Source organism: Bifidobacterium sp. LH_230, from assembly GCF_056357555.1.
The window spans coordinates 76,389-89,980 of sequence record NZ_JBKEWJ010000005.1; the positions used below are offsets into that span (position 1 = coordinate 76,389).

The window sequence follows — 13,592 nt, forward strand, 5'->3', positions numbered from 1 at the left end:
CCCGGCCGCCGATCCGATCATCAGCTGAAGCGAACCGGCACCAGCAGATAACGATAGTCCATCGACTCGTCGGAGTCGCTCTCCTGCTGGCCGTTGAATTCGACCGGCTTGACCGCGGTCGTCATCTTGATGCGCACGAACGGTTCGGTGATCGCCGACAGACCTTCGATCAGATACGATGGGTTGAACGCGACTTCGATATCCTCGCCGTCGAGATCGACATCGAGAATTTCCTGAGCCTGAGCCTCGTCGATCGCGCCGGCCGTCAGCTTGAGTTCCTGTCCGGAGAAGAGCATGCGGATCGCGGCGTTGCGTTCGGCGACCAACGCGACTCGCTTGATCGCGCCGATCAGCTGCTGACGATCGATCACCGCCTGGATCGGATAGTCATCAGCGAACAGACGATCGGTCGCCGGGAACTCACCGTCGATCAGCTGCGACGTCGAAACGCGGCCGGCGTTTTCGAAACCGAGCAGCGACGACGAATCCTGATCGAAATCGATCACGACGTTCTGGTGTTCGTCGAGCGAACGCGCGATGTCACGCAGCAGCGAACCGCGGACCAGCGTGGTCGCATCGATGTTCGGATCGGTCGGGGTCCAGGTGAAGGTCGCGCGGGCCAGACGGAAACGATCGGTCGCGGTCATGATGACCTTGTCGCCGCGGAACTGGACGCGAACGCCGGTCAGCACCGGGCGATTCTCCTCGCGGGACACCGCGACGCATGCCTGGGAGACGGCCTGCGCGAACGTCGGCGCGTCGACCTGGCCGATTTTCGCCGGAACGACAGGCATATCGGGGTATTCGGTTTCCGGCATGAGCTGCAACGTGAACTTCGACTTGCCCGACGTGATGGTCAGCGTCGAGTCGTCGGTCGACAGGTAGGTGCGTTCCGCGGGAAGCGACTTGGTGATGTCGGCGAGCAGCTTGCCGAGCACCAGCACACTGCCGGGTTCGTCGATGCCGGCTTCGATGTGGTGACGCGCGGAGATCTTGTAGTTGTACGCGGAGAGTTGCAACGTTCCGTCGACGGCTTCGAGCCGGATGCCGACGAGAATCGGATTCGCCGGACGGGCCTCGATCACGCGGGTCGTCCAGGCGACCGCGTCGGCCAACGCGGCGGAATCGATTTCGACTTTCATTGGTCCTACTTTCGTTTGCTGTTCTTGCTCGCCATTCTAACCGTAGGGTGCACGTTTGCGAATTTTGGACTTGGGGGCGTTATGATTGCGGTGACGAGTTTGAGATAAGTGAGTTAGGTAGTCGTAATAATAAGCACTGTGGAAACTGTGGATAACTCGTCGGAAGCCAAGAGCGAGTAGCGCTGACCGGATCGTAATTTTTGTGGATAACTTCTGGATTTTCTGTGGATAAGTAGGTGAGTTATCCACAGAAAAAGTTGGTCTCGAAAATTATCCACATTTTCGGCCGAATAGTCCACGAGCTATCCACAGCCCAGCATGAGTTATCCACAAGTTATCCGCAGGATTTACCCACATTTGTGCATAAGTATGTGGATAACTTTCCTGAAAATCAACGTAGAATCCGGGCGTGTCGAGGCCGTTTCGCGGGTGGCTCGGAAGGCCCGTTCACCACGATCGCGCTCACAGACCAAAATCGACGGTTTTTCTCGGCGCCGGCAAAAACGCCCGAAATCGTTCGCTCAGCGGGGTTGTGCTGGACGGGCGATGCGGCTGGCCGCGACGTGTCTGCGCGATGATGGAACAGTGGTGGTAAAGCGTGATTGCAAGGACGCGCAAACGCTGTCATGGCAGCACTCTTGAGCGCCCTCGACCGTTCACCACAATCGTTCTGACAGACCAAAATCGGGCATTTTCCCGATCCGCGTGAAAAAGTGCCGAAATCGTTCGCTCAGCGGGGTTGTGGTGAACGGGTGATGCGGCTGCGCTGAGCTGCATTTGCGCGGTTGCGGAATGATGGTGGCAACGTGTGATTGCAAGGTTGCGCAAACGCTGTCATGGCAGCGCTCTTGAGCACCACTGCCCGTCCACCACAATCGTTCTGAGCGACCAAAATCGGGCATTTTTTCAGGAGCCGTGAAATAGTGCCGAAATCGTTCGCTCAGCGGGCCTGTGGTGGATGCGGTTCGGCCTGCGCGATGTTGGCGGAATCGTCCTCGCTTTGCGAGTCCGATGCTGTGTTGTGCGCGGCTTGCGCCGCGAAGTACCCCACCCGTCAGCTTCGCTGACACCCTCCCCTGAAGAGGGGAGGGAAAGGACATGGTTTTCGAGGACTTCGATTCACGCACAAAAAACATTTGCATGCAGACAGCCGAACAAATACCTTTCATCGGAGAGGCTTTCCAGTTAGGAACCTCGCAACGAAGCAAAACGTCGGTAGCGTTTGCTTCACACGAAGTCCCAAGACCGTGACCTTTCCCTCCCGTCTTTAGGAGAAAGTGAAGCAGCGTGCCGTTTTCTCGTATCGCCTTGATGGTTTCCCTCCCATCTCAGGGGAGGGCGAATCGTGCTGTCCTCTCGTACCGCCTTGATGGGTTTCCCTCCCCTTTCAGGGGAGGGTGGCGCGAAGCGCCGGGTGGGGTACTTCGCGGCGCAGCCGCGCACAACACAGCATTGGTCGCACACGTGCGACCAATACCGCACTTCAAGCCACGCAACAAGTACATCCGCGTTCGCGAGCAACGCGAACGTTTCCTCAGCAAAAAACCGCGAATCGCGTATCCGTCACAATCGTTCTGACAGACCAAAATCGGCGCTTTTCCCGAAGCGTCCAAAAAATCCCCGAAATCGTTCGCTCAAAACGATTCTGCTGGATGGGGTATGCGAGGGTAGCGAAAGCCGCGGAAACCGCATTCCGCAACAATTCCGCCGGAACATCGCGCGAAATACCGCGCAAAAACGCCAACTGCCGTCAGTTATCGGCCGGCTGCTGCTTCAGTCGCAGCGTCAGCTCCATCACGTAGTTGTAGATCTCCTGCTTTTGCTGCATTTTCTGGTTGATCTGCTTGACCGCGTGCATCACCGTGGTATGGTCGCGTCCGTGGAACACCTCGCCGATGTCGACCAGGCTCATACCGGTGTTCTCGCGGCACAGATACATCGCGATCTGACGCGCGATCGACACGTTCTTGGTGCGTCCCTTGCCAACGATGTCATCGAACGACAGGTGGAAGTACTTCGCGACCTGAATAATGATGTCGGTCGGCTTGATCTCGACATCGGCGGTGAAGAAATCCTGCAGCGTCTGCTCGGCAAGCGCGCGGGTGACCGGCTGCTCGTTCAGCGACGCCGCCGCGATCACGCGGTTCAGCGCGCCTTCCAGTTCTCGGATGTTCTCCGTGAACCGTTCCGCGATCAGGTCGAGCACGTCGTCCGGAATATCGTCGGCGTGCTGCATCCGCGCCATCATGCGAAGGATTGCAATACGGGTCTCGATGTCGGGCGGCGTAACGTCCACGACCAGGCCGGACTCGAATCGGGAAATCAGTCGTTCCTCGAAGCCCTTCAGCTTCTTCGGTGGCACATCCGACGCGATGACGATGCGCTTGCTCGCCTGCGACAGGGTGTTGAACGTGTGGAAGAACGTGTCGAGCGTCGCATCCTTGCCGCTGAGGAACTGGATGTCGTCGATCAGCAGCACGTCGACTTCTCGGTACCGCTTGTTGAAGCCCGCGATCTGGCCCTGGCTCTTGTTCGTATCGGACAGCGCCTCGATGAATTCGTTCGTGAATTCCTCGGAGGTGACGTAGCGCACCTTCAGCGAAGGATCGCACACCAGCGCATAGTTGCCGATCGCGTTCAGCAGGTGGGTCTTGCCCAGACCCGACCCGCCGTAGATACACAACGGGTTGAAGTCACGCCCCGATCCTTCTGCCACTCGCATCGCGACGGTGCGGGCGAATCGGTTGGAGGCGCCGGGAACGAACGTGTCGAACGTGGCGTTCTTGTTCAGATGCGTCACCGGATCGAGCGACACCTTCATGCTGGGTGCCGGGAACGTGGTGTCCACGGTGTCGAGCATGGGGGAGGCGTTGCCGCGCGGCGCGATGTCGGGCATCGGCTGGACCTGCGGTTTGGTCGGGCGGTGGCCGTCCGGCCGGTAGTTCTCCTGGCCGAGATCGGCGACGGTCGGAGCCGACTGAGTTTCGAAATCCTGATATTTCGGCACCGACTGCGACGGCCTGGGCGAGGGAACCATCGGTTTTGGCTGGTTCTGGACGATCGGTCGCGGTTCCACCTTGAACGCGGGGAACATGTTGACGCCGGATGCGATATACAGTGCGCGCAGCAGTGGATCGCTCAGATCCTTCTGCAATGCCTGCTGGGTGGCGAGATTCTCGACGCACAGCACGATCGTCGTGCCGAACACCGCTTCGGGAACGACCCCTTCGAGCCATCCCTTTTCCCGCGAAGTCAGGTTGGAATTATGCTTGAGCAGAGCCAGCGCGTCGGCCCAGATTCGGGCCGCCTGCGCGGCGGGGTCCTGCGGCGTGTTCGCCATTGGGGCCTCCTCCACTCGAGCGAATACTATAGCAACAGACTATTTTTACTCCAAAACCTAGAAGTTATCCACAGGCTTGCGTGTTGAAAACATTGGAATGTGAATAACATTCGTGTAATTTGTGGATAACTCGCCCCCGTCGGCGCGTTATTTTCCAACGGTTACGAGCATGTGAACGGGAGCGTGAACAACGACCGAAATGTGAAAATACGCTCGGCGTTTTGACTTGTGGCCAGGGGTAAGAGTACTTTGGTATAGCTTGACTCATGAGGAGCCGTGCCTTGGCGCGGCTAAAACACCGGGAGCTAAATTATGAAGAGGACATTCCAGCCTAACAACCGTCGCCGTCACATGAAGCACGGCTTCCGCCTGCGCATGCGCACCCGTTCCGGCCGCGCGACCATCAACCGTCGCCGCGCCAAGGGCCGCAAGTCCCTGGCCGCCTGACCTATACGCTCGGCGGCAACATCGACGTGGAGCGGCTGAAGAGTCATCGTGACTTCGTCACCGTGCTCAAGCGCCGTCGTAAAGTCAGTGACAAGGATATCGTCGTGCACTATCTGGTGCGCGACGATTCCTCAGTTTTGGGCGAAACGACGGCGAATGGCCGGCGGCTTGGCCTCGCCGTATCCAAATCGGTGGGTCATGCGGTCACGCGCAACACCGTCAAGCGACGGTTCCGCGTACTGGCCCGCGCCTACGAATCGCGGCTTCCCGAATCCGTGGACGTCGTGATGCGCGCCAAGCCGAGTGCCGCGCATGCCGATTTCCAGTCGTTGGACCGGCAAGTGGCGTCGCTGTTCGACGCTGTTTCACGTAAAACAGCGAAGCGTGCCGCCGATGCACGCGGCTGACGGTATGATTCGCGCGATCCGCTGGTATCAGCGGACGATTTCCGCGAACCGTCCGGCCTGTTGCAAGTATTACCCCTCCTGCTCGAACTATGCCATCGAGGCATTGGAGCGGTACGGGGCGTTTCGCGGCGGTGTGCTCGCCGTATTGCGTCTGCTGCGTTGCCGACCGTGGAGTCGCGGCGGCATTGACGATGTGCCGCAGCGGTATTCAGTTTTTTATCGATTTTCGTGGTCGAAGGCCCATGAGGAGCCCCGACTGACACCACTGGCCTGGCATGATGATGCCGACGAGCCGGATCATCATGCGCAACGTAAGGAGATGGCCTAGCGATGATCAATTACGATAACTTCCTGCTGGACAGCGGCTTTTGGGGCTGGCTGTACAAGCTGCTGACCCCGGTCGAGTGGCTGATGACCCAGATCATGGCCATCTTCCACAGCTTCCTGACCCTGCTCGGCATGTCGCCCGTCGGCTTCTCGTGGGTGCTGTCGATCATCTTCCTCGTGCTCGTCGTGCATGCGTGCGTGTTCCCGCTGTACTACAAGACGATGAAGTCGATGCGCAAGATGCAGGCGATCCAGCCGCAGATGCAGCGCATCCAGAACAAGTACAAGGGCAAGAACGACCAGGCCAGCAAAGAGGCCATGCAGCGCGAGATGATGAAGCTGTATCAGGACAACGACGCGAACCCGGCCGGTTCGTGCCTGCCGATGCTCATCCAGTCGCCGGTCTTCATGTGCATGTTCTACGTGCTCTCGGCCATTCCGTACATCGCCCGCGGCAAGCGCGAGGCCCTCGGCGCGTTCGACGTCGCCACCGCCAAGCAGTTCTCGCAGACCACGGTCTTCGGCGTGAACGTCACCGACGTGTTCGGCTCCGCATCCACGCACGGCAAGATCATCATCGGCGTCTTCGTCGCGCTCATGTGCTTCTGCCTGTGGTTCACCACGTACTTCAGCATGAAGCGCAACACGAACCAGGAGGCGATGGTCGGCCAGGCCGCGGCCATGCAGAAGGGCATGCTGTGGCTGTTCCCGGTCATGTACATCTTCTCCGGCGTGACCATGCCGTTCGCCGTGCTCGTCTACTGGCTTACCAACAACGTGTGCAACCTCGCCCGCACTGCGTGGCAGGTGTACGCCTTCCCGACGCCCGGTTCGCCGGCCGCCAAGGACAAGGAAGTGCGCGACCACAAGCGCGAGAACGAGCGTCGCGCGAAGGCCGGACTGCCCAGCCTTGAGGAGGAGAAGCTCATCAAGGCCAAGGAAGAGGCCGAGCTCAAGGAGAAGCAGGGCTACCAGCGCGTGCAGCCGCAGCGCAAGAACCGCAATAAGAAGAAATAGTGTGCCATGATCTCACGGAAACGGTGCGTGATTCGTTTCCGTGAGATTTTTTGGTTTAGACTGACTTGTAGATTTGACCACCTTTTGGCCTCGCTGATAAGGAGTTGTGATATGGCGCAGGACGACGAGAAGACGATCGATCAGCTCAACGAGGAGGCTGATATCGCCGCGGACTATCTCGAGGGACTGCTTGACATCGCCGATTACGACGGCGACATCGAGATGGGCGTGCGCAACGGACGGCCGATGGTGCAGATCGTCGCCGACGACGATACCGACATCAAGCATCTGATCGGCCGCAATGGGGAAGTGGTCGATGCGTTGCAGCAGCTGACCCGGCTGGCCGTGCAGCAGAAGACCGGCGAGCGTTCGCACCTGATCGTGGATGTGGACGGCTTCCTCAAGCGCAAGCGCCAGCGTCTGCGCGACATCGCGCTCGACGCGATCGACGAGGTGAAGGAGACCGGCGAGCCGGTCGACCTCAAGCCGATGAACTCGTTCGAGCGCAAGGTCGTGCACGATGTGGTCCGCGACGAGGGCCTGAAGTCGCGTTCGCACGGCGAGGAGCCGCGCCGCTACGTGACCGTCTATCTCAAGGCCAACGCCGACGATTCCGCCGACACCGACGAGGTCGAAGAGTAGCCTCCGCCCTAGGCCCCCTCTGTTGAGGGGGCTGTCAGCAAAGCTGACTGGGGGAGTCAGAAGCCATTCCGAGTGGCAAACCAATCTATGTGTCATTTCGACCGAGCGTAGCGAGCGGAGAAATCTTAAGAAGCCGAAAGCCTCCCGTCAGATTTCTCCGCTCGCTTTCGCTCGGTCGAAATGACGCGAAAGTCATGAAGGGCATCGCATGAATACTGACGTTTCACATGAAACATCCGAGCCCGTCGAGCCGATCTCCGATCAGCTCGACGGCGCTCCCGTACTCGCCGAAGTACTCGGCGACGCGCTGCCCAAGCTGGAGGTGTTCCACGAGAAACTCATGCGCGAAGGCGAACCGCGTGGCCTGATCGGTCCGCGCGACGTGCCGATCGTATGGGAACGCCACATCCTGAACTCCGCCGCGATCGTGCCGTTCGTGCGCAAGGCGACAGCGAACGAACGGTTCAAAACCGTCGCCGATATCGGGTCTGGCGGCGGATTCCCGGGCATCGTCGCCGCGGCCTGCCTGCCGGACCACAAGTTCACGCTGGTCGAACCGATGGAACGCCGTGTCGAATGGCTGAACGAGTGCGTCGAGGAGATGGATCTCAAGAATGTGACCGTGCTGCGCGCGCGGTCCGAAGAGGTCATTGCCAAACTGCGCAAGACGCCCGGTATGCATCCGTTCGCGGTGGTGACCTGCCGCGCGGTCGCGCCGATGACCAAGTTGTCCGGCTGGACGCTGCCGCTGCTGAAATCCCACGGCCGGCTGATCGCATTGAAGGGGCGTTCCGCGCAGGCCGAGATCGACAAGGCCGCCAAGGAGATCGCCAAGCGCGGCGGTCTGCATCCGCGCGTGGTCGAAGCCGAGGTCGGTCCCGGACTCGAACCGACGCATGTCGTGATTGTGGATAAGCGGTAAGGAATTATCCACATACTCATATGCCGAATGAAACAAGTTATCCACAGTGTTAAAAGGCAATGTGGATAACTTGCAGGGCGTGAAAACCGAGTGTTTGCAAGGATAATCTATGGTTTTCGCCGCATTGTCAACATCCACTTATCCACTGTTGTCCACACTTATCCACTGTATTGTGGATAAGTGTGTGGATAAGTGGAGCCGATGTGTGGAAAACCTGCGGATGCGGGCCGAAAACCGGCGCATCCATGTCCATGCGGATGATGAAACTGGAACATACTGTCTTGTGAAGGAGGAACTTGTGTCCACAGCAGATGACCGGAGCGTTGGGGGTCTGTCGGAACCGGAGACGGTCACGCAAACCATCAATCGCATCTTCAAGGATGCAAGTTCTCCGCTCGGCACGCAGATCGCGCAGGAGGCATCACGGTACAAGGCCATCGAGGCCGCCGTCTTCCCCAAGCCGGAACGCACCCGTCTGATCGCGGTCGCCAACCAGAAGGGCGGCGTCGGCAAGACCACCACCACCGTGAACATCGCCGCGGCCCTTGCGCTGTCCGGCGCCCGCGTGCTGGTCATCGACATGGACCCGCAGGGCAACGCCTCCACCGCGCTCGGCATCCCGCACGGTTCCGGCATGCCGTCCGTCTATGACGTGATCGAGGGGCGTCTGACCATCGAACAGGTCAAGCAGGTCTGCCCGGACTTCGCCACACTCGACGTCGTGCCGGCGTCCATCGACCTGTCCGGCGCCGAACTCGAGGTCGCCGATTCGCCGAACCGCAACAATCTCATGCGCGACGCGGTCAACGAGTATCTCGCACGATCCGATCACTATGATTACGTATTCATCGACTGCCCGCCGAGCCTCGGTCTGCTCGTCATCAACGCGATGTGCGCGGTCAACGAGATGCTGATTCCGATCCAGGCCGAATACTACGCGCTCGAAGGCCTCGGCCAGCTCATCCACACCATCGGCCTCGTGCAGGAGCACTTCAATCCGACGCTGCTCGTCTCGACCATGCTGGTCACCATGTTCGACAAGCGCACGCTGCTCAGCCGCGAGGTCTACGACGAAGTCAAGCAGCATTATCCGTCGATCGTGCTCGACACGACCATTCCGCGTACCGTCAAGATTTCCGAAGCGCCGAGCTTCAGCCAAAGCGTGATCTCCTACGAGCCGCAGTGCATGGGCGCGACCGCATACCGCGAGGCGGCGCTGGAGATCGCGAAGCGTTCGGCGCAGGCACTGCAAGCGATCGCAATCAAGCGAGGAGAACACTGAGATGGCAAAGTCACGTTTAGGCAAGGGACTGGGCGCGCTGTTTCCCGATCTTCCCGGCGAGCCGCACGAGCAGAAGGCCGATGAGTCGGTGATCGCGGGCGCGGCTGGAGTCGCTGCGGCCGTCAAGCCGAGCGCCGTCGTCGCGAAGAACGACCATCCGGTGAAGACCACGACCGTTGTGCCCGCGAAGGACGCGTCGACCGTCGCGGCGATCGCGACCGCGGCCGCGTCGATGGGCAAGAACAGCTCCGGCGACCCGCTGAGCGCGGTCGGCGGCAAGGCCAAATCGTCCAAGAAGCGCGCGGCGATGCCCGGACTGGGCGACATCGCGCATCCGAGCGATCTGTTCTTCGGCGGATCGGCCGAACCGTCCGCACCCGCCGTTACGGCCCCGGTCGCCGCATCGCCGGCAGCCGCCGCCGAACCGTCGTCCGTTGAGAACGATAAGCCGGCCAAGCCTGGCAAGTCCGAATCCAAGAAGGAATCGGAAGACGTCGAACTCAAGCCGGTTCAGGGCGGCTATCTCGCCGAACTCAAGATCTCCGAGATCGGTCCGAACGCGCATCAGCCGCGGACCGTCTTCGGCGAGGACGAACTGGCTGAACTGTCCGCATCCATCAAGGAAGTCGGCATTCTCCAGCCGATCGTCGTGCGCAAGCGTCCGGCCTCGCAGCTGGCCGCCGCAACCGACGAGCTGAGCCGCACGCCGTACGAGCTGATCATGGGGGAGCGTCGCTGGCGCGCTTCCCAGCTGGCCGGACTGGAGACAATCCCGGCCATCGTCAAGACCACTGCGGACGACGACATGCTGCGTGACGCGCTGCTCGAGAACCTGCACCGCGTCGCGCTCAACCCGCTCGAAGAAGCGGCCGCGTACCAGCAGATGATCGACGAATTCGGCCTGACGCAGGCCGCGCTGTCGAAGTCGGTGTCGAAGTCGCGCCCGCAGATCGCGAACACGTTGCGACTGCTCAACCTGCCGGCGAGCGTGCAGAAGAAGGTCGCGGCGGGCGTGCTGTCGGCCGGCCACGCGCGTGCGCTGCTCGGCCTGCACAACGAGGCCGATATGGAGGAGCTGGCGCAGCGGATCATCGCCGAGGGACTGTCGGTGCGTTCCACCGAGGAGATCGTGGCGATGAAGGTCGCGGAAGGCGACCAGCCGCGCAAGACCCGCGCCAACAAGAGCAATCCGTGGGCGAACTCGCCGATCCGCGAGCACTTGGAGAACCGCTTCGACACCAAGGTGTCGATCAAGGGCTCCGAAAAGCACGGCCGCATCGAGATCGTGTTCTCCTCGCCCGAGGACATGAACCGCATCATCGACCTGCTCATGGCCGGCCAAGGCGGTGCTTCCGAGGCTTCCGACTGGAAGTAGGGTACGGCATCGCGCGTTGCGCGACACCGTATTGTTGACGGCGCTGACGCGCCGCGTACCCCAACCCGGCGGCTTCGCCGCCACCCTCCCCTGAAAGGGGAGGGAAGGCTCACCAGCCGACACGACTTCCCGGCGTTGGACACCCCCTCTCCCGAGAGGGGAGGGACGTGTGTTGGATGGCTTGTTTGCCGGTACACGCTTTGTGTTGTAATCGCCGATGACGTTTGTTGTCGGTGAAGTCCCTGAACGTTGAGGCCTTTCCCTCCCCTTTTCAGGGGAGGGTGCCCGGCGCAGGCCGGGTGGGTTGGGGTACTGCGGCGCGGAATCGCGCCGCCAACAAACACGGCATCGCGCAACGCGCGATTCGGTTACTACTCCGCCGTGAGATAGGCCTGGGCGTCAAGGGCGGCGCGGCAGCCCATGCCGGCGGCGCTGATGGCTTGGCGATAGACGCGGTCCACCGCGTCGCCGGCCGCGAACACACCCGGCACCGACGTGCGCGTGGATGCGCCGTCGACCACGATGTACCCGTCCTCATCCAGTTCGATCGCACCGCCAAGGAACCCGGTGCTCGGCGTATGACCGATCGCCACGAACACACCCTCAGCCGGCAGTTCGCGCGTCTCGCCGGTCACCACATCGCGCAGCGTCACCGACGTCGCGCCGGAATCATCGCCGTTCACCGACTCGACCACCGCGTTCGTCACGAACGAGATCTTCTCGTTCTCGCGGGCGCGGTCGACCATGATCTTCGAGGCGCGGAACTCGTCGCGGCGATGCACGAGCGTCACGGACGAACCGAAGCGAGACAGGAACTGCGCCTCCTCAAATGCGCTGTCGCCGCCGCCGACCACGACGATCGGCTTGCCGCGGAAGAAGAAGCCGTCGCAGGTCGCGCAATACGAGACGCCGCGGCCGGAGAATTCCGCCTCGCCGGGCACGCCGAGCTTGCGGTAGCTCGAACCGGTCGTGATCACCACGGCACGGGCGCGGTACGTCTCGCCGCCGTCCACGGTCACCGACTTGACGGACTGCTCGGTGCCGTCTCCGAAATCGACCGACACCACGTCGTCATACATCAGTTCGGCACCGAACTTCTCGGCCTGCTTCTGCATCGCGTCCATCAGGTCCGGTCCCATGATACCGTCCGGGAAACCGGGGAAGTTCTCGACTTCCGTCGTGTTCACCAACTGGCCGCCGGGGGTCAGAGCACCGGCGATCACCAGCGGGCGGTATCCCGCGCGGCCGAGGTAAATGGCGGCCGTGTAGCCGGCCGGACCGGAACCGATAACGATCACATCACGAATCTCATCACTCATACGCCCCACTCTAGCAACCGGCGACTATGTCGGGCCGTGTCACGCCTCTCGCTGAATCGCCGGGCGAAGAGGCTTTTCGCGAACTTTGAGGCAGTTCTTGAGGCATGCATGGGTCTTTCTTCAAACCCTGAGGCAGGTCCTTGAGCATACAGAGCGTTCTGACACCTCCTACACCCGATTTCGGGGGTAAGAATGAGCTGGGCTTCCAAGGGCGTTGCCTCAAGGTTTCGAGAAAGACCTATGCACAACACGTAAACTGCCTCAAAGTTTGCGAAAAGCCGAGTTCGCCGGTTCAATAGAGAAGATTGCGCAAGGAGGCGGCGGGTAGTGGGCGCGAGGCCCAACACCTGCCCATGACAAAGGAGTATGCAATGACTGTTCCGCAACGGGTACTTGACGTGATGCATTCGCCCGGCATCTATTTCTGCGGCGACCCCGAGATGGACGCGGCCCAGCAGGAGCAGATGAAGCTGCTGCACGAGCTGAACGCCACCATGCCCGGCGACCCGCGACGCAACGCGCTGCTGCACGAGTTCTTCGCGGACTTCGGCGAGGGCGCGTACGTGGAGCTGCCGGTACGTGCGAACTGGGGCTGCGGCACGCATTTCGGCGCGCACACCTACGCGAATTTCAACCTCACGCTGGTCGACGACGGCGAGATCTTCATCGGGGACCATACGATGATCGGCCCGAACGTCACGCTCGTGACGACCGGACACCCGATCCGCCCCGACCTGCGCGAGCGGATCGCGCAATTCTCCGAGCCGATCCATATCGGCCGCAATGTGTGGATCGGCGCGAACGTGACCGTACTGCCCGGCGTGACGATCGGCGACAATGCGGTGATCGGCGCGTGCAGCCTGGTCACGCGCGACATCCCCGCGAACTCGGTCGCGTTCGGCACGCCATGCCGGGTGGCGCGCGAGATCAACGACCACGACCGGGAATACTACTGGCGCGACCGCCGCATACCCGAAGGCATCTGATACGAGGGACTTTCACTCCGCAAGCGCAGCACAGCCAGGTTGCGGGGCACACTCCTCGGCCAAATATCGTGCAGATCAGCGCAACAATTTCCGGAAATAAACCCATCTTTCCGGGAATAGTTGCGCTGCCATTGTCTCAGTACAACAAATTTCGGAAGAGTGGGTTTATTTCCGGGAATAGTTGCGCTGAGAGTCCGAGCGCCGCATCGAGTGGCTACGGTCCTATCCCCATACCCCGCACATCCTTCGCAGACAACAGAAAAGCCCGGCTGCGGGGCCGGGCTTTTCTGCAGAGAGAGGAGAAGGAAGAAAGGAAGTTCAGTTGTCGCGGTCTTTCAACCGCTGACTACATATAACCACCTGATTCCTGACACTTCGTGTGTTCT

The 13,592-nt window shown here is 60.9% G+C and carries 12 protein-coding genes; 9 read left to right on the forward strand and 3 right to left on the reverse strand.

What is annotated here, in order from left to right; all coding sequences use genetic code 11:
- Positions 1-20: 20 nt before the first annotated feature.
- Together dnaN and dnaA are read right to left on the reverse strand one after the other, a co-directional pair.
- Positions 21-1,142: a DNA polymerase III subunit beta gene (gene dnaN, locus AC1A0G_RS03640; protein WP_476527590.1), complete on the reverse strand. Its 1,122-nt coding sequence runs from the start codon at positions 1,140-1,142 to the stop codon at positions 21-23.
- Positions 1,143-2,892: 1,750 nt separating this feature from the next.
- Positions 2,893-4,482 carry a chromosomal replication initiator protein DnaA gene (gene dnaA / locus AC1A0G_RS03645; protein WP_476527592.1) on the reverse strand — a complete coding sequence of 530 codons (1,590 nt, stop codon included), beginning with the start codon at positions 4,480-4,482 and terminating at the stop codon, positions 2,893-2,895.
- A 312-nt stretch (positions 4,483-4,794) separates the two neighbouring features.
- On the opposite strand from dnaA, the gene rpmH reads away from it, so the two are divergent.
- The 8 genes from rpmH (at position 4,795) to AC1A0G_RS03685 (ending at position 10,901) form a co-directional block, all read left to right on the forward strand.
- The gene (rpmH, locus tag AC1A0G_RS03650; RefSeq protein ID WP_163232700.1) at positions 4,795-4,929 is read left to right on the forward strand and encodes a 50S ribosomal protein L34; all 135 of its coding nucleotides are present in this window, start codon (positions 4,795-4,797) and stop codon (positions 4,927-4,929) included.
- A gap of 26 nt (positions 4,930-4,955) precedes the next feature.
- Positions 4,956-5,336: a ribonuclease P protein component gene (rnpA, locus tag AC1A0G_RS03655; RefSeq protein WP_476505845.1), complete on the forward strand. Its 381-nt coding sequence runs from the start codon at positions 4,956-4,958 to the stop codon at positions 5,334-5,336.
- A 4-nt stretch (positions 5,337-5,340) separates the two neighbouring features.
- Entirely contained in the window at positions 5,341-5,664 is a 324-nt protein-coding gene (yidD, locus tag AC1A0G_RS03660; RefSeq protein WP_476527594.1) for a membrane protein insertion efficiency factor YidD, read from the forward strand.
- 5 nt (positions 5,665-5,669) lie between these two features.
- Positions 5,670-6,680: a membrane protein insertase YidC gene (gene yidC, locus AC1A0G_RS03665; protein ID WP_476527647.1), complete on the forward strand. Its 1,011-nt coding sequence runs from the start codon at positions 5,670-5,672 to the stop codon at positions 6,678-6,680.
- Between the two features lie 111 nt (positions 6,681-6,791).
- Positions 6,792-7,322 carry a Jag family protein gene (locus AC1A0G_RS03670; RefSeq protein WP_476527596.1) on the forward strand — a complete coding sequence of 177 codons (531 nt, stop codon included), beginning with the start codon at positions 6,792-6,794 and terminating at the stop codon, positions 7,320-7,322.
- Between the two features lie 208 nt (positions 7,323-7,530).
- Positions 7,531-8,244 carry a 16S rRNA (guanine(527)-N(7))-methyltransferase RsmG gene (gene rsmG, locus AC1A0G_RS03675; protein ID WP_476527598.1) on the forward strand — a complete coding sequence of 238 codons (714 nt, stop codon included), beginning with the start codon at positions 7,531-7,533 and terminating at the stop codon, positions 8,242-8,244.
- A gap of 298 nt (positions 8,245-8,542) precedes the next feature.
- Entirely contained in the window at positions 8,543-9,526 is a 984-nt protein-coding gene (locus AC1A0G_RS03680) for a ParA family protein (RefSeq protein ID WP_476527600.1), read from the forward strand.
- A gap of 1 nt (position 9,527) precedes the next feature.
- Positions 9,528-10,901 (forward strand): ParB/RepB/Spo0J family partition protein, encoded by a 1,374-nt coding sequence (locus tag AC1A0G_RS03685; RefSeq protein WP_476527602.1) that lies wholly within the window; start codon positions 9,528-9,530, stop codon positions 10,899-10,901.
- A gap of 371 nt (positions 10,902-11,272) precedes the next feature.
- Here AC1A0G_RS03685 and trxB read toward each other — a convergent pair whose 3' ends face one another.
- Entirely contained in the window at positions 11,273-12,220 is a 948-nt protein-coding gene (gene trxB, locus AC1A0G_RS03690; RefSeq protein WP_476527604.1) for a thioredoxin-disulfide reductase, read from the reverse strand.
- Between the two features lie 371 nt (positions 12,221-12,591).
- Here trxB and AC1A0G_RS03695 point away from each other — a divergent pair, with 371 nt between their 5' ends.
- Complete coding sequence (locus tag AC1A0G_RS03695; protein WP_476527606.1) at positions 12,592-13,206, forward strand: sugar O-acetyltransferase; 615 nt, start codon at positions 12,592-12,594, stop codon at positions 13,204-13,206.
- Positions 13,207-13,592: the final 386 nt, after the last annotated feature.

Excerpts from the sequence above, each read along its gene's own strand:
- rpmH (WP_163232700.1), top strand. The coding sequence starts at position 4,795 with ATGAAGAGGACATTCCAGCCTAACAACCGTCGCCGTCACATGAAGCAC.
- trxB (WP_476527604.1), bottom strand. The coding sequence starts at position 12,220 with ATGAGTGATGAGATTCGTGATGTGATCGTTATCGGTTCCGGTCCGGCC.
- yidD (WP_476527594.1), top strand. The coding sequence starts at position 5,341 with ATGATTCGCGCGATCCGCTGGTATCAGCGGACGATTTCCGCGAACCGT.
- dnaA (WP_476527592.1), bottom strand. The coding sequence starts at position 4,482 with ATGGCGAACACGCCGCAGGACCCCGCCGCGCAGGCGGCCCGAATCTGG.
- AC1A0G_RS03695 (WP_476527606.1), top strand. The coding sequence starts at position 12,592 with ATGACTGTTCCGCAACGGGTACTTGACGTGATGCATTCGCCCGGCATC.
- rsmG (WP_476527598.1), top strand. The coding sequence starts at position 7,531 with ATGAATACTGACGTTTCACATGAAACATCCGAGCCCGTCGAGCCGATC.
- AC1A0G_RS03670 (WP_476527596.1), top strand. The coding sequence starts at position 6,792 with ATGGCGCAGGACGACGAGAAGACGATCGATCAGCTCAACGAGGAGGCT.
- AC1A0G_RS03685 (WP_476527602.1), top strand. The coding sequence starts at position 9,528 with ATGGCAAAGTCACGTTTAGGCAAGGGACTGGGCGCGCTGTTTCCCGAT.
- dnaN (WP_476527590.1), bottom strand. The coding sequence starts at position 1,142 with ATGAAAGTCGAAATCGATTCCGCCGCGTTGGCCGACGCGGTCGCCTGG.